The 22,998-nt window shown below is 41.4% G+C and carries 19 protein-coding genes; 6 read left to right on the top strand and 13 right to left on the bottom strand.

All coding sequences use genetic code 11. The features are described 5' to 3' along the window. Positions 1 to 633: 633 nt before the first annotated feature. Both CHB62_RS12760 and CHB62_RS12755 read right to left on the bottom strand, forming a co-directional pair. Positions 634 to 996, bottom strand: a complete 363-nt coding sequence (locus tag CHB62_RS12760; protein WP_089367142.1) for a DUF1304 domain-containing protein — start codon at positions 994 to 996, stop codon at positions 634 to 636. A gap of 445 nt (positions 997 to 1,441) precedes the next feature. Beyond that, positions 1,442 to 2,302 (bottom strand): OmpA family protein, encoded by an 861-nt coding sequence (locus CHB62_RS12755; protein WP_089367141.1) that lies wholly within the window; start codon positions 2,300 to 2,302, stop codon positions 1,442 to 1,444. 613 nt (positions 2,303 to 2,915) lie between these two features. Between CHB62_RS12755 and purL the strand changes: the two genes are divergently transcribed. The 3 genes from purL to CHB62_RS12740 all read left to right on the top strand — a co-directional run bounded on the left by purL (position 2,916) and on the right by CHB62_RS12740 (position 8,157). Continuing rightward, a complete protein-coding gene (purL, locus tag CHB62_RS12750; protein ID WP_089367140.1) occupies positions 2,916 to 6,662 on the top strand; it encodes a phosphoribosylformylglycinamidine synthase in 3,747 nt (1,248 codons plus the stop codon). A gap of 168 nt (positions 6,663 to 6,830) precedes the next feature. Beyond that, entirely contained in the window at positions 6,831 to 7,424 is a 594-nt protein-coding gene (locus CHB62_RS12745; protein WP_089367139.1) for a chromate transporter, read from the top strand. Between the two features lie 157 nt (positions 7,425 to 7,581). Further along, positions 7,582 to 8,157, top strand: coding sequence for a chromate transporter (locus CHB62_RS12740; protein ID WP_089367138.1), 576 nt, complete (start codon positions 7,582 to 7,584; stop codon positions 8,155 to 8,157). Between the two features lie 528 nt (positions 8,158 to 8,685). Here CHB62_RS12740 and rseP read toward each other — a convergent pair. The 6 genes from rseP to tsaB all read right to left on the bottom strand — a co-directional run bounded on the left by rseP (position 8,686) and on the right by tsaB (position 14,707). Next, positions 8,686 to 10,086 carry an RIP metalloprotease RseP gene (rseP, locus tag CHB62_RS12735; protein WP_089367137.1) on the bottom strand — a complete coding sequence of 467 codons (1,401 nt, stop codon included), beginning with the start codon at positions 10,084 to 10,086 and terminating at the stop codon, positions 8,686 to 8,688. A 14-nt stretch (positions 10,087 to 10,100) separates the two neighbouring features. Then, positions 10,101 to 11,258 (bottom strand): 1-deoxy-D-xylulose-5-phosphate reductoisomerase, encoded by a 1,158-nt coding sequence (locus CHB62_RS12730; RefSeq protein ID WP_089367136.1) that lies wholly within the window; start codon positions 11,256 to 11,258, stop codon positions 10,101 to 10,103. A 25-nt stretch (positions 11,259 to 11,283) separates the two neighbouring features. After that, positions 11,284 to 11,805 carry a ribosome maturation factor RimM gene (rimM, locus tag CHB62_RS12725; protein WP_089367135.1) on the bottom strand — a complete coding sequence of 174 codons (522 nt, stop codon included), beginning with the start codon at positions 11,803 to 11,805 and terminating at the stop codon, positions 11,284 to 11,286. A 227-nt stretch (positions 11,806 to 12,032) separates the two neighbouring features. Further along, a complete protein-coding gene (murA, locus tag CHB62_RS12720) occupies positions 12,033 to 13,346 on the bottom strand; it encodes a UDP-N-acetylglucosamine 1-carboxyvinyltransferase (RefSeq protein ID WP_025836873.1) in 1,314 nt (437 codons plus the stop codon). A gap of 11 nt (positions 13,347 to 13,357) precedes the next feature. Further along, positions 13,358 to 13,957: a DUF4290 domain-containing protein gene (locus tag CHB62_RS12715; RefSeq protein WP_089367134.1), complete on the bottom strand. Its 600-nt coding sequence runs from the start codon at positions 13,955 to 13,957 to the stop codon at positions 13,358 to 13,360. Between the two features lie 57 nt (positions 13,958 to 14,014). Further along, the gene (tsaB, locus tag CHB62_RS12710) at positions 14,015 to 14,707 is read right to left on the bottom strand and encodes a tRNA (adenosine(37)-N6)-threonylcarbamoyltransferase complex dimerization subunit type 1 TsaB (RefSeq protein WP_089367133.1); all 693 of its coding nucleotides are present in this window, start codon (positions 14,705 to 14,707) and stop codon (positions 14,015 to 14,017) included. A 90-nt stretch (positions 14,708 to 14,797) separates the two neighbouring features. Here tsaB and CHB62_RS12705 point away from each other — a divergent pair, with 90 nt between their 5' ends. From CHB62_RS12705 to nadD, 3 genes are all read left to right on the top strand, one after another. Continuing rightward, positions 14,798 to 15,676 (top strand): YicC/YloC family endoribonuclease, encoded by an 879-nt coding sequence (locus CHB62_RS12705; protein WP_089367132.1) that lies wholly within the window; start codon positions 14,798 to 14,800, stop codon positions 15,674 to 15,676. Positions 15,677 to 15,880: 204 nt separating this feature from the next. Next, positions 15,881 to 16,984, top strand: coding sequence for a guanylate kinase (gene gmk, locus CHB62_RS12700; RefSeq protein WP_089367131.1), 1,104 nt, complete (start codon positions 15,881 to 15,883; stop codon positions 16,982 to 16,984). Between the two features lie 142 nt (positions 16,985 to 17,126). After that, positions 17,127 to 17,771, top strand: a complete 645-nt coding sequence (nadD, locus tag CHB62_RS12695) for a nicotinate (nicotinamide) nucleotide adenylyltransferase (protein WP_240616228.1) — start codon at positions 17,127 to 17,129, stop codon at positions 17,769 to 17,771. 123 nt (positions 17,772 to 17,894) lie between these two features. Here nadD and CHB62_RS12690 read toward each other — a convergent pair whose 3' ends face one another. The 5 genes from CHB62_RS12690 to CHB62_RS12675 all read right to left on the bottom strand — a co-directional run. Beyond that, positions 17,895 to 18,788 (bottom strand): helix-turn-helix domain-containing protein, encoded by an 894-nt coding sequence (locus CHB62_RS12690; RefSeq protein ID WP_089367130.1) that lies wholly within the window; start codon positions 18,786 to 18,788, stop codon positions 17,895 to 17,897. A 279-nt stretch (positions 18,789 to 19,067) separates the two neighbouring features. After that, on the bottom strand, positions 19,068 to 19,241 hold the full coding sequence (locus tag CHB62_RS14955; RefSeq protein ID WP_157600230.1) for a hypothetical protein: 174 nt from the start codon (positions 19,239 to 19,241) through the stop codon (positions 19,068 to 19,070). Positions 19,242 to 19,244: 3 nt separating this feature from the next. Then, complete coding sequence (locus CHB62_RS12685) at positions 19,245 to 19,448, bottom strand: hypothetical protein (RefSeq protein WP_089367129.1); 204 nt, start codon at positions 19,446 to 19,448, stop codon at positions 19,245 to 19,247. A gap of 130 nt (positions 19,449 to 19,578) precedes the next feature. Then, on the bottom strand, positions 19,579 to 22,674 hold the full coding sequence (locus tag CHB62_RS12680; RefSeq protein ID WP_254919386.1) for a leucine-rich repeat domain-containing protein: 3,096 nt from the start codon (positions 22,672 to 22,674) through the stop codon (positions 19,579 to 19,581). Between the two features lie 15 nt (positions 22,675 to 22,689). Then, on the bottom strand, positions 22,690 to 22,998 hold a 309-nt coding region (locus tag CHB62_RS12675; protein WP_141240394.1), incomplete at its 5' end, for an IS30 family transposase.

Genomic DNA, 22,998 nt, shown 5'->3' with positions numbered 1-22,998 from the left:
GACTTGCATGTGTTAAGCCTGTAGCTAGCGTTCATCCTGAGCCAGGATCAAACTCTCCATTGTAAAATATGTTTTGGTGATAAGTGATGGGTGATGAATGATAATGAATACCATGTTAACCCAAACGCTTCACCGAGTAATCTCTGTTTCAGAACGCTTATCCTAAAAGTATCAAGTTAAAAAGCACCTCTTCTTTTGTTCCACAGTGTTTTGAGGTGATGCCTCAAAAGCAGGAACAATGAATTGATCGGTTCGTTTCTTTTACCCATCCATTTGATATAAAACCAAACAGACGCTTCTTGTACTACTTCTCTGTTTATGTAAATCTTTTCAAAGAACTCTTTCTTCTATGCCTTAACTAACTTGCCAGGTGGCTTGTTTTGTAAAGCGAGTGCAAAGGTATAGAGAATTTACTTACCCTCCAAACATTTTGAAGAATATTTTTCAAAAAACTTAAAAATCAACCAAAGCCTTGACGCAAATCAACCAAAACAGCATCAAGCACACCCTTACCGCAGCACAGGAAGCCATAAAAACAAAAATTGCACTACAATGCCATAAAACAAGAAATAGCCCCTTAAACGCAAAATCGAAAACAAGGGAAGTTTCAATTTTAGCCAAAACAACAAATACCTACAATAGAACAAAACTATATATTAATGCCACCAAAGCTGGCACACCCTGCTTTAAAATAATAGTCGGACTACTTGTAATACCGCCATAAATAGCCACCAATGCTACATACGACAAAAAACAACGTGTCCAAAACAAATCATTCGTAACCCAAACTGCTATTAAAATCAACACTGCCAATAAAAGATTATAGACACCTTGATTTTTAAATAACGTAGATACAGTTGGGCGACTTAATTCCTCCACATCCATATTAAAAGTACGCGCAGTTGATCTCGATTTTGTAAATATCGTTTCAAGACACATTATATATATGTGTTCGACTGCTACCAATGTAGCTAAAATCATAAAAGTAACATCCATATACAAACCTTATATTATAGGTTCTGCGGGATTTAGTGTGAATTAACATGCCGTATCCTGCATTAAGCGGCACGAAATTCGTATCTTTATAGTCAGTATAAAGAAATCAAGACCATCGGCAGAGGATATGGTACTGCCGAACGCTATCGGATAGCGATTCTATTCTTCTATGGTGGTCTAGACATATGTTAACTCACACTAATTACAGTAGAACCATATTATATATAAAGAAAAAATCTGCATCTTGTCAATATGCTATAGACAAGATGCAGATTTATATTTATCAACGTTTTCTATTCTATCAATGTAGTAAATACCACAAGCTTCTCCGAAACACTTTCCACAGAAATAAATCACATATATGGAAAATGCAACCAACAACCACTTATATAATCATGGGTATTGCAGGAGTATTCCGAACAAAACGTTTTTACTCATCAACAAGTTACTTTGCAGCCTTCGTTTCAGGAGCTTCACCAATGAGATCCATGAACTGGTCAAGTTTAGGAGTAATGATAATCTGAGTACGACGGTTGCGCTGCTTACCCAACTCAGTATCATTAGTAGCAAGTGGGTTATACTCACCACGACCACCAGCAGTCAAACGCTTAGGATTAACACCGAAGCGATCTTGCAGATACTGTACGACAGAAGCAGCACGTAAACAAGAGAGATCCCAGTTATTACGGATATTTCTCATCTTATCATTTGCCGTATTAATAGGCACATTATCCGTATTACCCTCGATTAACACATCATAATCTTTATAATCAGTGATAATCTTAGCAATCTTACTCAACGTCTGTTCAGCACGATCATTCACCTCATAAGATCCACTCTTATACAGCATATTATCAGCCAAAGAGATATAAACAACACCCTTCAACACCTGTACATCCACCTCTTTCAGCTCCTCACGACTCAAAGAACGCGTCAGGTTATTCGTAAGAACCATATTCAGAGAGTCACTCTTAGACTTCACCTCAACCAAGTGGCGTATATACTGGTTACTCTCATTAATCTGATCAACAAGCTTAGAAATGTTGATATTATTTGAATTAGCATTTCTCAAGCTATTATCAAGACTACCCTGTAAAGCAGCAGCACTCTCTCTTGCCTGAGCCAACTGATCTTCCAAGCTCTTGATACGTGCGTTATTGGCAGCAATCGTTTCCTTAGCATTCTGATAATCTGCCGTTAACTGATTATTCTCTGTACGACAATTCTCCAAATCCTTCTTGCTGGCACAGCTACTAAAAGCAAGTGTACCAACTGCTAAAGCCACCATAAAAAGACTCTTTTTCATATTTACTATTTTATTTTGGTTATTATTCTTGTTTGTAATAGATCTTTCCACACAACTCGAAAGAAATTTGTTCTTATATCCTCGAAGGTGCCACCTTAATAATAAGAGCGACCTCTCTCTAAAAATCCATTTCCTTCTCTATAATGCAGCAATCTCATGCAAAGATATTATAAAGACGTGTAAAACAAAGGGTTGTATAACGAGTTTAGGCATTTTTAACCTAAAACAATCAAATAGCAAGGCTTTTTTGATGAAATTATACAGAATAAACTGTTGATAGACAAAATACGGACAAGTCCAATAATAAGCCAATTTAATCATCGCTTCAACAATTTCTACTATACAAAAACACCTTCTGCAAGTCCAAAATACACCACCATTCCTAAATTATTTTCATGAAAAAAAATATTTTTCTTCACGACAAGAAATATTTATTTTCATGAAAAGAAATTCAAGTCAACAAATACCACTTTAGCAAGATAAAGCAGACAAAAACGAGTCTGATTATTTATAATACCTAAGAAGACTAAAAAACACACTACAAAAAAGCTGTTTATCCAAAGAAAATCGTATCTTTGCAAACAGAAGTAACACCAAATTTTATATACAGACTATGATTCTTTTCTTCAGAACTCAGTCCAAAAGCGTGATTGCCACAGAAGTCAATCATGCATTGTCCGACGCAGAAATCAACGAACTTTGTTGGCTCTATGGCGATGCCACCTACTTGCAGAACGAACAGACACTGCAGGGCTACTATGTGGGACCACGCCGTGAGATGATTACTCCTTGGAGTACGAATGCCGTCGAGATTACTCAGAATATGAGTCTTGACGGCATTTTGCGTATAGAGGAGTACTTCCCTGTAAGCAGCAAAGAGGCTGATTATGACCCGATGTTGCAACGTATGTATGATGGTCTTGACCAGACTATCTTCACTGTCAACCACGAGCCAGAGCCTATCAAGCGTGTGGAGGACTTAGAGAAGTTCAACGAAGAGGAAGGTTTAGCACTCTCACCAGAGGAGATGGAATATCTCCACAAGATTGAGAAGCAGAACGGTCGACCACTCACCGACTCTGAAATCTTCGGTTTCGCCCAGATTAACTCTGAGCATTGCCGCCATAAGATTTTCGGTGGAGAGTTCGTCATTGATGGCAAGGTGATGGAGAGCAGCCTTTTCAGCCTCATCAAGAAGACTACAAAAGAGAATCCTGGTAAGATTCTTTCAGCTTATAAAGACAACGTAGCTTTCGCACAAGGTCCAGAGGTTGAACAGTTTGCACCAGCAAACCAGAGCACATCTGACTATTTCCGAGTAAAGCCTATTGAGAGTGTTATCTCTCTGAAAGCCGAGACCCACAACTTCCCTACTACCGTTGAGCCATTCAATGGAGCAGCAACAGGTACGGGTGGTGAGATTCGCGACCGTATGGGCGGTGGTGTTGGTTCATGGCCTATCGCAGGAACAGCAGTCTATATGACCGCTTACCCTCGTCTGACAGAAGATGACGGTACAACTCCAGCCTTACGTGATTGGGAAGACATCCTTCCTATTCGTCAGTGGCTCTATCAAACTCCAGAGCAGATTTTGATTAAGGCATCTAATGGTGCGAGCGATTTCGGTAATAAGTTTGGTCAGCCTTTAATTACTGGTTCACTACTCACATTTGAACATCAAGAGAATGGTGAGAAGTATGCTTACGATAAGGTAATTATGCTTGCAGGTGGCGTTGGTTATGGTACCAAGCGCGACTGTCTGAAGGGTGAGCCACTGGCAGGCAATAAGGTCGTTGTCGTTGGTGGCGATAACTACCGTATCGGACTTGGTGGTGGTTCTGTATCATCAGTTGATACTGGTCGTTACTCAAATGGTATTGAGTTGAATGCCATACAGCGTGCTAACCCAGAGATGCAGAAACGTGCTTATAACCTCGTACGTGCATTGGTAGAAGAAGACAACAACCCAGTTGTTTCTATCCACGACCACGGTTCTGCAGGACACTTGAATTGTCTTAGCGAGTTAGTTGAAGAATGTGGCGGTAAGATTGACATGACACAATTACCAATCGGTGATAAAACATTGAGTGCCAAGGAAATCATTGCCAACGAGTCACAGGAGCGCATGGGCTTGCTCATTGACGAGAAGCACCTCGACCACGTGAAGAAGATTGCTGAGCGTGAGCGTGCACCAATGTATGTTGTTGGTGAGACTACAGGTGATGCTCACTTCTCATTTGTACAGGGCGATGGTGTAAAGCCATTCGACTTAGACGTAGCGCAGATGTTCGGTCATTCTCCAAAGACTATTATGAAGGATGAGACCGTTGAGCGCAAATATGAGAATGTTTCTTATAGTATAAATAAGATGGAGGAATACCTCCAGCGTGTGCTTCAGTTGGAAGCTGTGGCATGTAAGGACTGGTTGACAAATAAGGTTGACCGCTCTGTTACAGGTAAGGTAGCCCGTCAGCAGTGTCAGGGTGAGATTCAGTTGCCACTCTCAGACTGTGGTGTTGTAGCCTTAGACTATCGTGGTCATAAGGGTATTGCTACCGCACTCGGTCACGCTCCACAAGCAGGACTCGCATCACCAGAGGCAGGCTCTGTCCTTTCCGTAGCTGAATCATTGACCAACATTGTATGGGCACCATTGGCAGACGGTATGGATAGCCTGAGTCTTTCAGCCAACTGGATGTGGCCTTGTCGCTCACAGAAGGGTGAGGATGCTCGTCTTTATAGTGCGGTTAAGGCATTATCAGACTTCTGCTGCGCTATCGGTGTGAACGTTCCAACAGGTAAGGATTCACTTTCTCTGACTCAGCAATATCCTAATGGAGATAAGATTATCTCCCCGGGAACCGTCATTGTGACCAGTGGTGGTGAGGTAAGCGATGTTCGTCAGGTGGTTTCTCCAGTACTTGTGAATGATAAGAACACACGCCTCTATCATATTGATTTCAGTTTTGATGAGCAGCGTTTAGGTGGTTCAGCCCTTGCACAGAGTCTCGGAAAGATTGGCAGTGACGTTCCAACCGTGAAAGAGCCACAGTATTTCTGCGACTGTTTCGATGCTATACAGGAGATGATTCGCCGTGGATGGATACTTGCTGGACACGACATTTCAGCAGGTGGTTTGATTACAACATTGCTTGAAATGACCTTTGCTAATGCTGAAGGTGGTTTGCATATCAACCTTCATGATATCAAGGGTGACGATGTAATCAAGAAGCTTTTTGCCGAGAATCCAGGTGTAGTTATTCAGGTTGCTGATGAACATAAGGAAGAAGTCAAAGAATTCTTGACTGAGAACTGTATCGGCTTTGCTCGTATCGGTACACCAAGTCCTGACAAACGTACGCTCAGCATCGCTGATGGCGATTGGAAGGCAGAGTTCGATATTGATGCAATGCGTGAGACATGGTATAAGACATCTTATCTTCTCGACCGCAAACAGAGCATGAATGACATGGCTAAGAAGCGTTGCCAGAACTATAAGAAGCAGCCAATCGAGATGAAGTTTAATACAGACTTCACAGGTACACTCCAGCAGTATGGCCTCGATGCAGACCGTTGGAAGACTTCAACACCTAACACCCATCACCAAACACCAAAGGCAGCTATCATTCGTGAGAAGGGAACCAATGGTGAGCGTGAGATGGCTTACGCACTCTATTTGGCTGGCTTCGAGGTAAAAGACGTTATGATGACCGACCTTATCACTGGCCGTGAGACTTTGGAAGAAGTAAATATGATCGTCTTCTGCGGTGGTTTCTCTAACTCTGACGTACTCGGTTCTGCAAAGGGATGGGCTGGTGCTTTCCTCTATAATCCAAAGGCTAAGCAGGCACTCGACCGCTTCTATGCACGCGAAGATACACTTTCATTGGGTATCTGTAACGGTTGTCAGTTGATGGTTGAGTTGAACCTTATCAACCCAGAACACAAGCATCGTGCTCACCTCTGCCACAATACCAGTAAGAAGTTTGAGAGTTCATTCTTGAACTTGACCATTCCACAGAACAATAGTGTAATGTTCGGTTCTTTGAGCGGTAACAAACTTGGTATCTGGGTAGCACACGGTGAGGGTCGTTTCTACCTCCCAGAGGCAGAAGATAAGTACAATATCATCGCTAAATACAACTACGCTGAATATCCTGGTAACCCTAACGGCTCTGACTACAATGTAGCAGGTATCTGCTCTGCAGACGGCCGTCACCTTGCAATGATGCCACACTTGGAGCGTGCTATCTTCCCATGGCAGCAGGCTTACTATCCACGTGAGCGTCGTCAGGAAGAGGTTACACCATGGATTGAGGCATTTGTAAATGCTCGTAAGTGGGTTGAAAGCAAATTGTAAAGTTTGCCCCTCCCCTATTGAAGGTGTAATAGATTAGTACACCTTTAATATATATAGACTACACTGAGAAACGCCCTCATCTGAGTAATATTACCTAATAGGTATATGGAACAGATGGGGGCGTCTGTACCTCTCTAATATTGATTTCACTATAAAAAACAAGACACAGTGGACAAAGATAACATTTCATCAACACCAAACACCCAATATCCAACACCCAAAGGATTCTACTGGGAAGCCTTCAAAACCTTCTTTAAGATTGGAGCCTTTACACTTGGCGGTGGTTATGCTATGATTTCGATTATTCAAAACGAAGTCGTAGTAAAGAAAAAGTGGATTCCCGAAGACCAGTTTGTTGACCTGATAGCTGTTGCACAAAGCTGTCCGGGTGTCTTTGCTGCTAATATCAGTGTCTTTGTAGGCTATAAGATGCGGAAGACCCCAGGAGCAATTTGCACCTGCTTGGGAGCAATTCTCCCCTCTTTCCTTATCATTCTCTGCATCGCACTCTTCTTCCATCAGTTTATGGACATTCCTTGGGTAGCAGCAATGTTCCGTGGATTACGCCCTGCTGTCGTGGCTTTGATTGCAGCACCAACCTTTACCTTGGCTAAGAGCGCAAAACTTTCATTGGCAAACTGTTGGATTCCTATTGTCACCGCCATAGCCATTTGGCTATTAGGTGTTAATCCTGTTTACGTCATTATTGCTGCAGGATTAGGTGGTTTCCTTTATGGGAAGTTTATTAAACCGACGGAGTGAGAGACCTCCCCCAGCCCCTCCGAAGGAGGGGAGAGCCTAACGGGATATAACTTCGCAAGAGAAATAGCAAACGAAAGTTCCGAAGGAAGAGAGGGACGAATGGGATAATTTCGGGAAAACAGCACACTAAGAACAGACTAATAACAGAAATAACAACATGATATATTTAGAACTTTTCTACACTTTCTTTATCATCGGACTCTTTGGATTTGGTGGAGGATATGGAATGCTATCACTGATACAAACAGAAACGGTTGTGAACCATCATTGGCTTAGCTCTGCAGAGTTTACCAACATTGTTGCTGTATCACAGATGACGCCTGGACCTATTGGCATCAACTCTGCTACTTACTGCGGTTATACAGCTGTACATAATGCAGGCTTTGGCGCAGGTATGGCAGTATTGGGTAGTCTCACCGCAACCATAGCCCTTGTCCTCCCCTCGTTGATAATGATGATTCTAATCAGTAAGATGTTCCTTAAATACATGAACACACCCATCGTACAGTCAGTCTTTGCAGGTCTGCGCCCTGTCGTAGTGGGTCTGCTTGCAGCTGCCACCTTATTATTATGTAATGCAGAGAACTTTTCTGCACCGAGTATTAACCCTTGGCAGTTTTGGATTAGCTTGTTCCTCTTTGCCGCAACCTTTGTCGGTACGATGTGGTTAAAGATAAATCCTATCCGCATGATATGTTATGCAGGAGTTGCTGGGTTAGTCTTACTTTATTAAGAAAGTATCATCCGCAACCATCCTATAATGTGAGAAGGAGTGAGAACACAACATTTGTAAGGGCTATTGCTAAATATCTTCTTCTATACTACATTATGGTGACAATAAAGAATTACGCAATATCTACCATGGTAGGTGTTGCGTAATTTCGTATTAAGCCACAGCAGTATCGAATAAGACCTCATTATACCAGTTAATCATTAGTGTATATCGTATCTAATAACGCTTGTCATAGAGCTTTATAACCATCTTTTATTATTGTGTTAAGGCTTAGCACCATTGGTGTTCATGCTTAGCACTAATGGTGCGGAGCCTTAGCACATGAACAACATGTAGTATAGAAACGAGTATCCTACTATACATAGAACTGCAGGAAAGGGAGAGAAAACTGCTAAAACTTTGTGAATAAGCGGCACAAACAAACAAAAATCACGCAATACTTGCTATAGCTTGTATTGCGTGACTTCGTATTAAGATACTATTAACGGACTATTCGATAGAACTAAGTCCATTAAAGAAAACTTGTTCTTACATAAGATGCAACCAACGAAGAATGTCGTTAAGGTTGGCAAATATCATAAGGAGGATTAGGATGGTTATACCAACATACTCCGCACGTACCATGAACTTCTCTGATGGCTTACGACGAGTAATAATCTCATAGAGAAGGAATACCACATGACCACCATCCAAAGCAGGGATAGGAAGAATGTTCATGAAGGCAAGCATGATACTCAAGAAGGCTGTCATCGACCAGAACATATACCAGTCCCAGAATGGAGGGAAAAGACTGCCGATAGCTCCGAAGCCACCAATACTCTTAGCACCATCTGCTGAAGCAAGGTAACGGAAGTTACCAACATAGCCACGCAGTACGTTCCAACCATGCTTAATACCTGCAGGGAAACTCTCAAAGAAGGAGTATTCCTCCTGTACAGGCTTATAATAACTTGCCAATGTTGACTGTAAAACACCCAACTTCAAATCAGGTGTCAACATAAGTTTTAATGTATCGAGCTTTGCTGCACCCTTATGCTGAACCGTCAGCACAACAGAACGAACTGCAAGAGAATCCTTATGCGTATTCTTCACTGCCAAGACATCACTCAAGACACCTGTCTGATAATTCATATCTGTCCATGTCTCAACTGGCTTTCCATTGATAGACTTAATGAGGTCGCCTGCCTTAATACCAGCTTTCGCTGCTGGTGTATCACCCAACACGCTATCCACCTGTGCCGGAATGAAAGGTTCTGCAAACAAAGGACGTGTCTTAATCATTGAGAGCATATCCAAATCACCAGGCAGAGTAATACTATGCTTCTTGCCATTACGAAGAACATCCACACGCTTTGCCTGTGCTATCTGACGGAAGAAATCGCCATTCACATTCGCATACTCACGGAATGCTCCTTGGTCTGTTCCCAACATTACGTCATGGTCTTTGAAACCTAAAGCCTTTGCATCAGCATTGAAACGCATACCCATACTCATGTCAGACACCTTGAAATAGCTGTCCCCCCATACAAACATCACCATTGAATAAATGAAGAGAGCGAGGATAAAGTTGACCAACACACCACCTATCATAATCAAAAGACGCTGCCAAGCTGGCTTTGTACGGAACTCCCATGGCTGTGGTTCCTGCTTCATCTGGTCGGTATCAAAGCTTTCGTCAATCATACCAGAAATCTTGCAGTAGCCACCAAGTGGCAACCAACCCATACCATATTCCGTATCGTCTTTCTTAGGCTTCCAACTGAAAAGTTTACCTTTCCACTTACCGATGCCCACATCGAAGAATACGAAGAACTTCTCAACGCGAACGCCAAAAAGCTTCGCAAAGAACATGTGTCCGCCTTCATGCAGCAGGACAAGCAGAGAGATTGCCAGAATGAACTGAAGCAATCTGATCAGAAATGTTTCCATTATTTATCTATTCGTTATTTATTATTCATAATCTCAAGTGCTACACGACGTGCCTCAGCATCCGTCTGCACATATACATCATAGTCTGGGTTACTATCAAAAGCAACAGTTTGCATTGCCTTCTCAATGATGTCGCCCATTGCCAAGAAACTACAAGCACCCTTACGGAAGCCTTCATTGACAATCTCATTGGCTGCATTGACAATACAAGGCATATTGCCACCCTTGTTAATAGCTTCGTATGCCATTGCAAGACACTTAAACTTCTCCACATCAGGCTCAAAGAACTCTAATGGCTGACGGAAAAGATCTAACCTATCGCCGCCTAACGATAGACGTTGTGGGAATGAAAAGGCATATTGGATAGGTAATCTCATATCTGGAACACCCAACTGTGCTTTCACACCACCATCACAAAACTGTACCGCACTGTGAACAATAGACTGAGGATGAACCAATACTTGTATTTTATCAGCAGGTACACCAAAGAGCCATTTAGCCTCAATCACCTCGAAACCTTTGTTCATCAAAGATGCAGAGTCAATGGTAATCTTCGCTCCCATATCCCATGTAGGGTGCTTGAGCGCATCGGCAGCTGTAACTGTCTTCAACTGTTCATGGGTAAAGGTACGGAATGGTCCACCAGAACAAGTGAGAAGGATCTTCTCAATCTCGTTCTCGTCCTCACCAACCAAACTCTGGAAGATAGCACTATGCTCGCTGTCCACAGGCAGGATAGGTACATGATACTGCTGAGCCAACTGAAGAATCAACTCGCCAGCTACAACAAGTGTCTCCTTATTTGCCAAACATATCTTCTTCTTTGCTTTGATAGCATGGATTGTTGGAGCAAGACCCGAATAGCCAACCATCGCTGTAAGTACCATATCTATTGATGGTGACTCAACGATGTCCTCCAAAGCTTTGCTACCTGCATATACCTTTACATCAGGCATATCAGCCAACTCTTGCTTCAAAGGTTCATAATAAGCCTCATCAGCAATGACAACAGCTACCGGATTAAAGCGACGAGCCTGCTCAGCAAGTTCCTTCCAACGATGATTTGCAGTGAGTGCATAAGCCTCATAAAGGTCAGGATGCTGACTGATAACATCAAGGGCTTGCGTACCAATGCTACCTGTTGAGCCTAATATACAGATTTGTTGTTTCATTAATTCTTTTAGTTTATACTGCGAATCAGAGGTCAAGTAGCCCTGCTGGAATCCGCATCGTAATCGTCTTTGACGCTATGTCTGTCGCAACAATAAGTTCATCACTAGCAGGAATGAGTATTTCCTCGCCTTCAGGTGTACTCACCTCAAAGAGCGTATTGACAGTTGTTTCATCTACAGCAACAATCTTGCCAATCACGTTATTCGTTGCTTCATCTATCAAGGAATAACCGACAATCTGCGCCCATGACACATCATCTGTCCCTTCTTCTGCCAACTTACGTGGGAAATAGACAATACATCCCGTCAGTTCGCGTGCTTGTGCATCGCTATTGATGTTACAAAACTTCATCAGGGCTATCTCGTCAGAACGGAACCGATATTCCTCTATAAAGAAAGGAACAAGGATTCCGTCAATGTCCAATATCAGGTAATCGGCATCTACCACATCAAAAACGTCATCGGAGAACTGCAACTGCAACTCTCCGTGTACGCCATGCGGCTTCCCGATGCGCCCAATCTTATAGACTTCTTCCTTCTTTATCATCTTTTCATCTTATATCAGTAGTACTGATAAAACTACATCTTATTTCAATACTAAATTGTTTTTTTCTGTAAAACGGTCAACACTTTCGCCTAAAACCGTCTACCTTTTTGAGGAAAAAGGTCAACCTTTTTGCAAGAAAACGTCAACCCTTTTGCGAGAATAGGTCAACCCTATTTATCTAAAATACACAACACACTCTCTCAAAGTGCGTTTTAGATACGATGAGATTAACAAACCTCTGCTCGCTGAATCTTTGCACCAAGAGCATTGAGACGTCCTTCGATGTTCTCATATCCTCGGTCAATTTGTACAATATTATCAATACGACTTGTTCCCTGTGCTGTCAGTGCTGCGATAAGCAGTGCAATACCCGCACGAATATCAGGACTTGACATACGACCTGCACGGAGTTTCTTAGCATTATCGTGACCAACAACTACGGCACGGTGAGGATCACAGAGGATTATCTGTGCACCCATGTCAATGAGTTTGTCCACAAAGAACAAACGACTCTCAAACATCTTCTGGTGGAAAAGTACACTACCCTGTGCCTGTGTAGCAACTACGAGAAGCACAGAGATAAGGTCTGGAGTCAATCCTGGCCATGGAGCATCACTGATAGTCATAATCGTTCCATCAATGAAAGAGTCTATCACATAGTGGTCCTGACGTGGAATGATGAGGTCGTCATTATCTACTATTATCTGTACACCGAGACGGTGGAAGGTGTCGAGTATCAATCCCAAGTTAGGAACGGACACATCCTTAATACGAACACCATCACCAATCATTGCAGCAATACCAATGAAAGAGCCTACCTCAATCATATCAGGTAGGATTCTATGGTCAGCAGAATGCAATTCCTTCACACCCTCGATAGTAATCAAGTTGCTGGCAATACCGCTAATCTTCGCTCCCATTGCATTAAGCATCTTACAGAGTTGCTGGATATAAGGCTCACAAGCAGCGTTATAAATAGTTGTTGTTCCTTCTGCTAACACTGCTGCCATGATAATATTGGCAGTACCTGTAATAGACGCTTCGTCTAATAGCATATAGGTTCCAACAAGTTTATCAGCCTGAATCTCATATACATCACGGTCTTCAACACGCCCAAAGTGTGCACCAAGATTTTTGAATCCAAGGAAGTGAGTATCCAAACGACGACGACCAATCTTGTCACCACCTGGTTTTGCAATAGTAGCCTTACCAAAACGACCCAACAATGGACCAATCATCAAGACACTCCCACGCAGAGAAGAGCACTTCTTCACAAAGTCGCTACTCTCTAAATAATCGAGGTTTACTTCGTCTGCTTGGAAAGAAAACTCATTAGGGGCAAGCTTCTTAACCTTCACCCCAATATCCTGTAAGAGCTTGATGAGATTGTTCACATCAAGGATATCAGGTACATTGCGTATGATAACTTCTTCAGATGTCAACAGGGTTGCACAAATCACCTCCAAGGCTTCATTCTTTGCACCTTGTGGAGCAATCGTGCCACTCAGCCGATGTCCACCTTCTATGATAAAGGATTCCATGTGTCGTTATTTTACTTTTTCTTCTTATTACGAGGCTGGGCAAACTCTCTCGCATTAATTTTCTCAAACTTGAATGTATCAAGATCAAGCTGAATCTTACCATCCGTAAAGCGGGCAAGGTCAGATGCTATCTTCTCATCATCACAGGTTCCATGTCCCCACTGCATCAGACTACGTTTCATCTGATTAGCAACAAATCGAACGAAAGCATCACGACGTGCCCCAGGCTCCATTGTTTTCAATTCCTCAAAAGCTTCAAAGAGTAATCGCCCATAATGTCTTACTGGAATATTTGACATCGGATAGCTCATTGGCTCTGGCTTAGTAGCAATCTTCAAAGCCTCTGACACATCACAAGGATAGTCAATATCCAACTCAAAGTTAGCCATCAATGCCAAATGATCCCAGAGCTTTTCCATGTGGTCAAAGTTACCACGATTCTGGGCATTCATCCTATCCATAATGGAAATGATGGTTTCCGCACATCGCTGACGTTCTTCCTTTGTAGGAAGCCCAATGGCATAATCCACCATGTTTTGTATCTCTCGCCCATACTGTGGCAGTATGAGTCGTTCTCGCTGTGTGTTATAATCTAATCCTTCTATGTTCATTGAGTGATGAATGTTTAATTGTAAGTGATGAGAACTATCCTAAGATAGTTACCTATACTATAGCAAAGGCTTAGCTTGCTTAGCAACGAAATCTTTCAAATAGAACGGTACAAAGTATGCTACATCCTCATATTTCTCTTGTGCAATACGCTTCTCTGCCAAAGGGAACATATTCTTTGCCAAAGCATCAATACCTTTAATCAAGTGTGCATTAGGATGATTAATAACATCCATACACTTTTCTGCGCCATCTCCAAAGAAATAGACAGGACCTCGATCAAGGTATTCTTTGTAAGTATTCTCGTCGACAACATCTGCTTGAATACCACGAACCTCCTTCAAAGCACGGTCATAGACAGCAGAATAAACCTCCATACGACGCGCATCTATCATAGGAACAAGGAGTGCTCCCTCCTCTATCTCTTCATGATGCAACAGTACTGGTACTGCCAAAAGCTCGAGTGTAGGGATAGCTACGAGTTTTACTCCACGACCATAACAAATTCCCTTTGCCATAGACACACCAACACGCAAACCAGTATATGAGCCTGGTCCGCTACTAACGGCTACCGCATCAAGTGTCAAGGCGTTATCATCAATAAAGGCGAGCGCCTCGTCTACAAACGTTCCTAACTTTTCTCTATGCTTAGGATCAAGCGTATCTTGCTTCTCGAAAACACAAACTCCATCCTGACTAACTGCAACAGAGCACACATTCGTACTCGTATCAATATTTAATATACAAGTCATAAAACACAATTATGTTCTAAATAACTTGCAAATATACTCTTTTTATTCCACATTTTTTGTACATTTGCAGAAAAATAATGCGAAAAGCTCATGATACTATCAATGACAGGCTATGGCAAAGCTGTTGTAGCCTACAAGGAAAAGAAAATCAATGTTGAAGTGAAATCACTTAATAGTAAGTCACTCGACCTCTCAGCACGCATCGCACCCCTCTACAGAGAAAAGGAAATGGAAATCCGTCGTATGCTTGCACAAAAGCTGGAACGCGGTAAGGTAGATTTCTCATTATGGGTAGAGAAGGAAGCAACGATTGATGCTACTCCTATCAATGCGGCACTTGTAGAAAACTATTATAGACAGATTAAAGTCATCGCAGACAATACTGGTATTCCTGAACCAGAGAATTGGTTTGCTACTCTTCTCCGCTTACCTGACGTAACGACAAAGACTGAAGTTGAGGTGTTGGACGAGGAGGAATGGGACGTTGCGCAGCAAGCTATCAATGACGCCGTTGAAAAACTTATAGATTTCCGTAAACAAGAAGGGGCAGCACTTCAAAAGAAATTTACTGAGAAGATTGATAATATTGCTGAATTGCTTAAAAGCATAGAACCTTTTGAAAAGGGACGTGTGCCTAAGATTAAAGACAAGATTATCGATGGTCTCAAACAAATCCCCGAAGTCGACTATGACAAGAATCGTCTTGAACAAGAATTGATTTACTACATAGAGAAACTTGACATCAATGAGGAGAAGCAAAGACTTGCTAACCACTTAAAATATTTCCGTGAGACGATGAAAGAGAGTGGACATGGTGTAGGCAAGAAGCTCGGTTTCATCGCTCAAGAGATGGGTCGTGAAATCAATACTACTGGTTCTAAGAGCAATCAAGCTGAGATGCAGAACATCGTAGTTAAGATGAAAGACGAGTTGGAACAGATTAAGGAACAAGTGTTGAATGCGCTGTAGAGACCTCCCCCAGCCCCTCCGAAGGAGGGGAGTGCCTAACGGGATAAAGTTGGATAAAGGTAGTCACTACAATTGGAGATAATGAGGATATTGAAATAAGTGAGTAAACAACCCTTCTTCTGAAAATAAGGAATAGTATCGCAAATAAGAAACATCTCCTATGTCAAAATATTCATAGATTATCAAACAAACTAAGTCGTAGCTATGGAAAAGAAAGATAAAGGACACTGTTATTTTGGAAACCTTCACTACCATACCAACGATGCTTCTACTTATCAGTTACTTCGTCAAAATGCAAAATATAATAGAAAACATCCTACTGAGGCAGAGGCACTTTTATGGGAACACCTTAGGGGAAAGCAATTAGGTGTACGCTTTCGCCGACAACATCCTGTCTATGACTATATCCCTGACTTCGTCTGCCTTACATTAAACCTTATAATAGAAGTTGACGGAGGATATCACACTATAAAGGAACAACGATTAAACGATGAGAAACGAGATGCCTACCTTGCATCCTTTGGTTTTCATATCATACGATTCACCAATGAAGAAGTGCTTTACGATCTCAATAATGTATTAAACGAAATAAAAACAGCTATGAACAAGCTTTCATCTGAAAACCAATCTGCTAATACGACACCAACAGCAAAGATACAGGAAGACATTTCTAATTTCACTTCGTCTCCTAACATATCCCAAGACTGTCCGTTAGGCACTCCCCTCCCTCGGAGGGGTGGGGGGAGGTTACTCATTCTCTCAGCTCCTTCTGGTGCTGGCAAAAGCACCATCGTTCAATGGTTAATGAAGGAACATCCCGAATTGAAATTGGCTTTCTCCATCAGTTGTACTACTCGTGCACCACGTGGTACAGAGCAGAATGGTGTGGAATATATCTTCCTCTCACCAGAAGAGTTCAAAAAGAAGATTCATAATGGAGAGTTTTTAGAGTTTGAGGAGGTCTATGAGAATCGCTTCTATGGTACATTGAAATCACAAGTAGAAAACCAGGTAGAAGCTGGTCAGAACGTAGTCTTTGATGTAGACGTTAAGGGCGGATGTAATATTAAGAAATTCTATGGTGAACGTGCTTTGAGCTTATTTATTCAACCTCCATCTGTAGAAGAGCTCCGTCGTCGCCTTGTTGGCCGTCAGACTGATAGTGCTGAAGCCATCGAGAACCGTCTTGCTAAAGCGTCCTACGAGCTTACCTTTGCTAAGAATTTCGATAGAGTCATTGTCAATGACGACCTTGAAAAGGCAAAACAAGAGACATACGAGATTGTAAAAACATTTTTAGAAGGATAAGAAATTTCCCTCAGTTCTCCAAAGAGATAGACCTTAATGGGAACACTAAGAGGAAGAACCTCTTTATCATAAAGTTTAGAATTTCAGACATAACAGTTGCCTCTATGTTAATTCAAGTGATTAGTTCCACAACAACCTCTCTATGAAACCATCAACTAACTTTATTCCGTCAAGTTCTCCCGTCCCTTCGGAGGAGTCGGGAGAGATTTCCATTGGTATCTTTGGAGGCTCCTTCAATCCTATTCATAACGGCCATATTGCGTTAGCTGAGGCTTTTCTTAAGAAGAAGAAATTAGACGAGGTGTGGTTCATGGTGTCTCCTCTGAACCCTTTCAAAGTTAACCAACAACTCTTAGCCGACCAACAACGATTAGATTTAGTACGCAAAGCAATAGCTGACAATCCTCATTTTAAGGCTTCGGACTACGAGTTTCATTTTCCAAAACCTTCTTACACATGGAATACTCTACAACATCTTAGTAACGACTACCCCACTCATCGCTTCACTCTTCTCATTGGTGGCGATAATTGGGAAGCCTTCGACCGATGGTATCATGCAGAGGATATCCTCGCCCACTACCCTATCGTGGTCTATCCACGACACAATCAAAGACTCTCAGAGACCTCACTGCCCCATGGAGTCACTTTCCTTCAAACACCTTTTATTGATATCAGTAGTACAGACATACGCCAACGCGTAAGCCAAGGAAAGACTATTGACGGTCTGGTACCTCAAGCTATCATCTCTGATGTTCAGTATCTATACCAAGCTGTTTCACAAGAATGATTTGTAATAGTAGATTATCTATAGTAATACAGATAGGTAAGCAATAGACTAATAATAGGATGGTTTTACAGAACACGGAACAGTTACTATCATCTATTATCTCACCCTATCAGAAGTAAAACATCAACTCTTTGTCACTCTGAATGCTGTGGCTGTAATTCCTGTTCTTCGTTTATAGAATTTACACAACGAACTCAAAGACACAAAGTTATACTCATCAGCAATCATCTTCAAAGACTTATTAGAATAACGCAATTCAAGTTCTATAAGCGTAATCAGGGTCTTATCAATCCACTCTTTCGCTGTAATCCCTGTCTCCTTCTTAATGATCATTCCTAAATAATGGGCAGTCATGCACAATTCTGATGCATAGAACTCTAATTCATGTTCCATCTTAGCATTCTCATTTACCAATCGAATGAACCGCTCTACCACTTGCTTATTCCTCGACCAGCCACCTCGTGACTCTGTTGTCATCTGTTTATACTGTGACTGCGCATAATTCAATACAGAAACAAAAAGGAAGTGTAATGTCTCATCACTTACTGACTGAAGAGATGACAAACTATAAAGCATTTGCGTATATTGCTGCCATACCATTTGTTCTTTCTCATCCAAACGAATAGAGAAACATAAATCTGGAGACAGAAACAACTCCGGTAATTTTCCGCCAAAGACCATACGCATAAAGTCTTCTGTCATCGTAAAGCCATCAAAAATCGTATCATGCCCAAAGGCGTCATCATTAACCGTTGCTCCCCAGTTAATAAACAACAAATCACCGGGCTTACAATGATACTTCTTATACCCAATAGTAGGCTCACACCATCCCTTCTTAACCATCGCTATTCTTGCTACATTTGCTTTTACAGGATAGTTATTATCAAGGAGCGGCTTAAAGAAGCTGTTACAATTACGTGTAATAAGAAATTTAGAACCAATATAGATGTCGCCCTCTATATGTGCTCTCTCATTCCTTACAAAAGACAGAATGTCTCTGAAGTCCGATACCATCATTTTCGTTTTTCGTTTTTTCTAATTTAGTTGAAATTATTTTGTAAAAATAATGAATATCCTTGATATATTAGACAAAATGACCAAATTATTTCTTTAATACGACAATTTTGTGCTATAAACAGCAACTATATTTACGATATAGCAACTAAATAGGGATTATATTCCATGTGATAAGGTACATTAATAACAAAAAGGGCAGACCCTTGTCACAAAGAGTCCACCCTCAAAACAAAGAGGTTTAATACTTAAGTCACATTATTATTTTATTATAAAGACTATTTATCCAATAAGTCCATACATATATGCACAAAGGGCAATCATCATCAACGAGCATACACCAAGTAAACCTAATGCAACACGTTTCAGTATTTCTTTCATGCGATTGTGCATCATCTCTTTATAGAAATAGGCTCTTGCATCCATCATTTCAGAATGATGTGATAGTCGTATCATAGGTTATTCCTCCTCTTCCCAAGCTGTGAATTCATAAATAGGCTTTGCTGCTACCTCATCGTCATCACCAAGGTCATTACCTTGACCAGGGCCTGTAGAAGACACACGAGGACTTGTCTGTAAAACAGCTGTATGATCGTCCATCAATCCCTCTGCCCTTAGATCACAACAAAGTATCTCCGGTGTTATATATTCTTTCTTTTCCATTATGTTATCTCCTTTAATTTTCTTTTTTAGTAAAATTGCTAATCATGATGCTTCTTTTAGCTGTAGGGGAGCCGTTATGATTATGGACAATCAGACATCCCCTACAACATAAAAGCATCTTAGATTATTCTTACTTCAATACTACCTTCTTACCATTGTGGATGAACACACCATGTTGTGGGTTCTCTACACGCTGGCCCTGTAAGTTATAATATGCATTATTGTCTACGACATTGTTGTTCTCTACTGTTTCGATAGCATTTACAATGTTATGATCCTCACCATCGTCAAAGACAAACATTACCTTTGCAGAAGCAGACAAAGTTACCTTTGGACGAGCAACAGCCTTATGAACAGGGATCGTACGGTCAGTTCCTATCTTGAGAGGCTTAAAGATACCAGCAGTTGTCATTGCGAAGATTGGGTCAGAAGTAGATGACTGCTTCTTTGTATCCTTCACCGTCACACCTTCCATGATATTATTTGAAAGACTATATGTAACATTGTCCTTCTCACCGATAGCATAGTAGAAGTCTGCAGGAGTACTTGCTCCACTACGGCTCTCCAGTAACACACCTGTTTCTGCAGGTACATAATCATAGTCTGTTACGTGAGTATTACCATAATTAATACTCTTCATGATGAACTTAGTAGTCTGTACACCAGTAGCATCTGTCTCTGTTGACATACCAGCAGTCTGCGTAATGAATGCACCAATGCGTCCTGCCTCATTGTTCTCACGTGCATAGATACCGAGGTCAGCATCAAACTCACGTGCGAAAGTACCATACCAATGTGCTATATTAATCTCACCTGGTATCTTATAAGATGTTTGTCCTGCATAACGAGACCAACCTGTAGCAGTCTTATAAGCATTCTCAGCAGACTTCTTTACATAGACCTTGAGACTTGGTTCAAACTCCTTCTGGGTATAGTTACCTGAGTTGTCAAAGTATTCCCACTTTGTTGCACTCATATCCTTTGTAGGTTCAGTAGCGATGAAGTAGATACGCTTAACACTTGAAGTACCATTACTCTTCTTGAAGGCATCGAGACCTACATAATCAAGTGTATTCTTAAAGACAACCTCCTGTATATTAGTTGTGTTGTCATTCATCGCATAGTCGCCCCAAAGGCGCACCTCGTATGTGTTGTTATTGTCATCTGTTACGGTTGGTTTTACGACGTATGTATAGACGTCAGCTTGTGTACCAACAATCATTACTGCCTTCTTTGACAATGGGAAATATTCTGTAGTACCATTGCCAGTACCATTAGTTTCTTTGAAGAAAGAGACACCTCTGGTACGGAACTGACTCCATAAAGGATCACTATCAAATGCAGCCTTAGAATCTTTACGTACACTAAGGTCTATCTTAGTCTTATCTACATTAGCAGGATTGAATGCTGAAGGAGCAACATCAGTAATAGGAGTCTTACCTAAGAAGGCTATCGTATTCAAGTTACCAACACGGTCGAAAGCGAAATCTTCAATCTTCTTTACCTTCTCTGGAATTGTTACGTTCTCAAGAGCCTGTACGAAATAGAATGCTTGCTTACCGATTGTCTCGATAGTTGGAGGCAACATTGTATAATAGGTATTGGCCTTTGCTGGAGGGAATGAGACTAATGTCTTCTTATCTTTACTCAATAAGAAACCATCTACACTGGAGTAAATTGGGTTGTTCTTATCTACTGTGAACTTTTCAAGTTTAGCACATTCTTGGAAGCCTGTAGCGTCTATTGTGGTCACACTTGCTGGGATGACAACCTCCGTCAAGCTCGAACAAGTATTGAAAGCATCCTTACTAATCGTTGTAACAGTACTTGGAAGCTCTATTTTCTTTAATGCTTTTGCATTTTGGAATGCGCCTTCACCGATAATTGTCATCGTAGCAGGTTGCTTGAAGGTGATAGTCTCCAAGCCAGAAGCACCATTGAAAGCTCCTCTCTCAAGAACGGTAACCTTCTCTGGAATAACAAAGCTCTTCAATTTATCATCGCCACTAAAAGCATCTTTCTGAATCTTATTCAAGGTAGAAGAACCCTCAAAGGTAAATTCTTCAAGGTCCTTACAACCATTGAAAGCACCCTCATTAATGGATTGTAACTGTGAACCATCTGCAACGGTAACCTTCTTAAGTTTAGTTGAGCCAAAGGCACTCCAACTAACAACTTCTAATGATGCTGGTATGTTAAGTTCGGTTAGTCCTGAGCCTTGGAAGGCAAACGTACCGATTGTCTTAATCTTTGCTGGTGATTCAAAAGTGATGTTCGCTAATTTTGTAGTTGCTTGGAAAGCATCATTATCAATCACTTCAAGATTACTATTGAAGTTCACCTTGGTTACCTTTTGAGCATAGTAAAAAGCTCTGTTACGAATCTTCTTTGTGGTTGGTAAAGTAGTATATTCACCAGCCTTACCGGCAGGGAACAACACAAGTTCCTCCTTATTCTTTGTGTAAATGACCCCATTATCAGCTGCATAATTAGGGTTTGCTGGGTCTACATCAAAGGCAGCGAGGTCATTATTACCACCGAAGGCACCATCTTCTATCGTATCAACAGAAGGACCAAGTAATACATTTCTTAATTTAACAGCCTTGTCAAAGGCACCTTTAGCGAGTTTCTTTACGCCATTCAATTCTATAGCTGTAAGTCCATTAACCTGTGCGAAGGCTGCTTGTTCTATAGACTCCACTCCATCTGGAACCTTATAAACACTTGCGTTAGGCTGCCCTGTCACACCTTGATAAGCTGGATTAGTTGAAGAAGAACCTGCTTTCCCATTTGGATAAGCAATCAACTTTTTACCATCAGCCGATAAGAGGACACCATCAACAGACTTAAATGCCGTGTTACCAGCAGCAACAGCAATCTCTCTAAGGTTCTGAGCACTTGTATAACCATTGAACTCTGCTGTTGAAGGTGATTCCTTTAACGAAGCTGGTAAAGTAATTTTTGTTAGGTAAGATGCACGTTGGAAAGCATTTGTGTATACACCATAAACACCTTCTGGAACTGTATATTCCGCATCAGGCCTTGCCAAAGGATATGCTGCTACCCACTCTTTTGAATCCTTCTTCTCAATGAGTACACCATTATCAGAGCGGAAGTTTGGGTTCGCAGCATCAACGTTAATAGCTGTAAGGTGGCTCATCTGACCGAAAGCACCACTTTGGATCTCTTTAACAGATTGTGGTATTGTGATACTTCGTGAATTCAACAAGCAAGTGCAAATTTACTTAATTAGTTCGTAAAAGCAGTCCTGTGGTGTTTTAAAATCTAATTTCTTTCTTGGTCTCATGTTAATTTTCTTTGAATACTTAGTTATTTGTTGCTGGCTGATATGCTCAAAGGTTTCTTTTTTTGGCACGTATTGCCTAATTAGTCCGTTAGCATTTTCTATAGCGCCTTTCTGCCATGAAGCGTATGGGTCAGCAAAATATATGGTAACACCAAGGCTTTTGGCTATCATTTCATGACAAGCGAATTCTGTACCATTGTCAGTTGTAATAGACTTGATATGCTCTTTGAATGGAGACAGTAA

It is taken from the genome of Prevotella jejuni (genome assembly GCF_900187995.1).
Lineage (GTDB): Bacteria > Bacteroidota > Bacteroidia > Bacteroidales > Bacteroidaceae > Prevotella > Prevotella jejuni.
This window is presented reverse-complemented; position numbering and strand designations above follow the sequence as displayed.

What these genes read in the sequence shown, in the direction of transcription:
- CHB62_RS12760 (WP_089367142.1), bottom strand. Translation starts at nt 996, where the DNA reads ATGGATGTTACTTTTATGATTTTAGCTACATTGGTAGCAGTCGAACAC.
- CHB62_RS12755 (WP_089367141.1), bottom strand. Translation starts at nt 2,302, where the DNA reads ATGAAAAAGAGTCTTTTTATGGTGGCTTTAGCAGTTGGTACACTTGCT.
- purL (WP_089367140.1), top strand. Translation starts at nt 2,916, where the DNA reads ATGATTCTTTTCTTCAGAACTCAGTCCAAAAGCGTGATTGCCACAGAA.
- CHB62_RS12740 (WP_089367138.1), top strand. Translation starts at nt 7,582, where the DNA reads ATGATATATTTAGAACTTTTCTACACTTTCTTTATCATCGGACTCTTT.
- rseP (WP_089367137.1), bottom strand. Translation starts at nt 10,086, where the DNA reads ATGGAAACATTTCTGATCAGATTGCTTCAGTTCATTCTGGCAATCTCT.
- CHB62_RS12730 (WP_089367136.1), bottom strand. Translation starts at nt 11,258, where the DNA reads ATGAAACAACAAATCTGTATATTAGGCTCAACAGGTAGCATTGGTACG.
- rimM (WP_089367135.1), bottom strand. Translation starts at nt 11,805, where the DNA reads ATGATAAAGAAGGAAGAAGTCTATAAGATTGGGCGCATCGGGAAGCCG.
- murA (WP_025836873.1), bottom strand. Translation starts at nt 13,346, where the DNA reads ATGGAATCCTTTATCATAGAAGGTGGACATCGGCTGAGTGGCACGATT.
- CHB62_RS12715 (WP_089367134.1), bottom strand. Translation starts at nt 13,957, where the DNA reads ATGAACATAGAAGGATTAGATTATAACACACAGCGAGAACGACTCATA.
- tsaB (WP_089367133.1), bottom strand. Translation starts at nt 14,707, where the DNA reads ATGACTTGTATATTAAATATTGATACGAGTACGAATGTGTGCTCTGTT.
- CHB62_RS12705 (WP_089367132.1), top strand. Translation starts at nt 14,798, where the DNA reads ATGATACTATCAATGACAGGCTATGGCAAAGCTGTTGTAGCCTACAAG.
- gmk (WP_089367131.1), top strand. Translation starts at nt 15,881, where the DNA reads ATGGAAAAGAAAGATAAAGGACACTGTTATTTTGGAAACCTTCACTAC.
- nadD (WP_240616228.1), top strand. Translation starts at nt 17,127, where the DNA reads ATGAAACCATCAACTAACTTTATTCCGTCAAGTTCTCCCGTCCCTTCG.
- CHB62_RS12690 (WP_089367130.1), bottom strand. Translation starts at nt 18,788, where the DNA reads ATGATGGTATCGGACTTCAGAGACATTCTGTCTTTTGTAAGGAATGAG.
- CHB62_RS14955 (WP_157600230.1), bottom strand. Translation starts at nt 19,241, where the DNA reads ATGATACGACTATCACATCATTCTGAAATGATGGATGCAAGAGCCTAT.
- CHB62_RS12685 (WP_089367129.1), bottom strand. Translation starts at nt 19,448, where the DNA reads ATGGAAAAGAAAGAATATATAACACCGGAGATACTTTGTTGTGATCTA.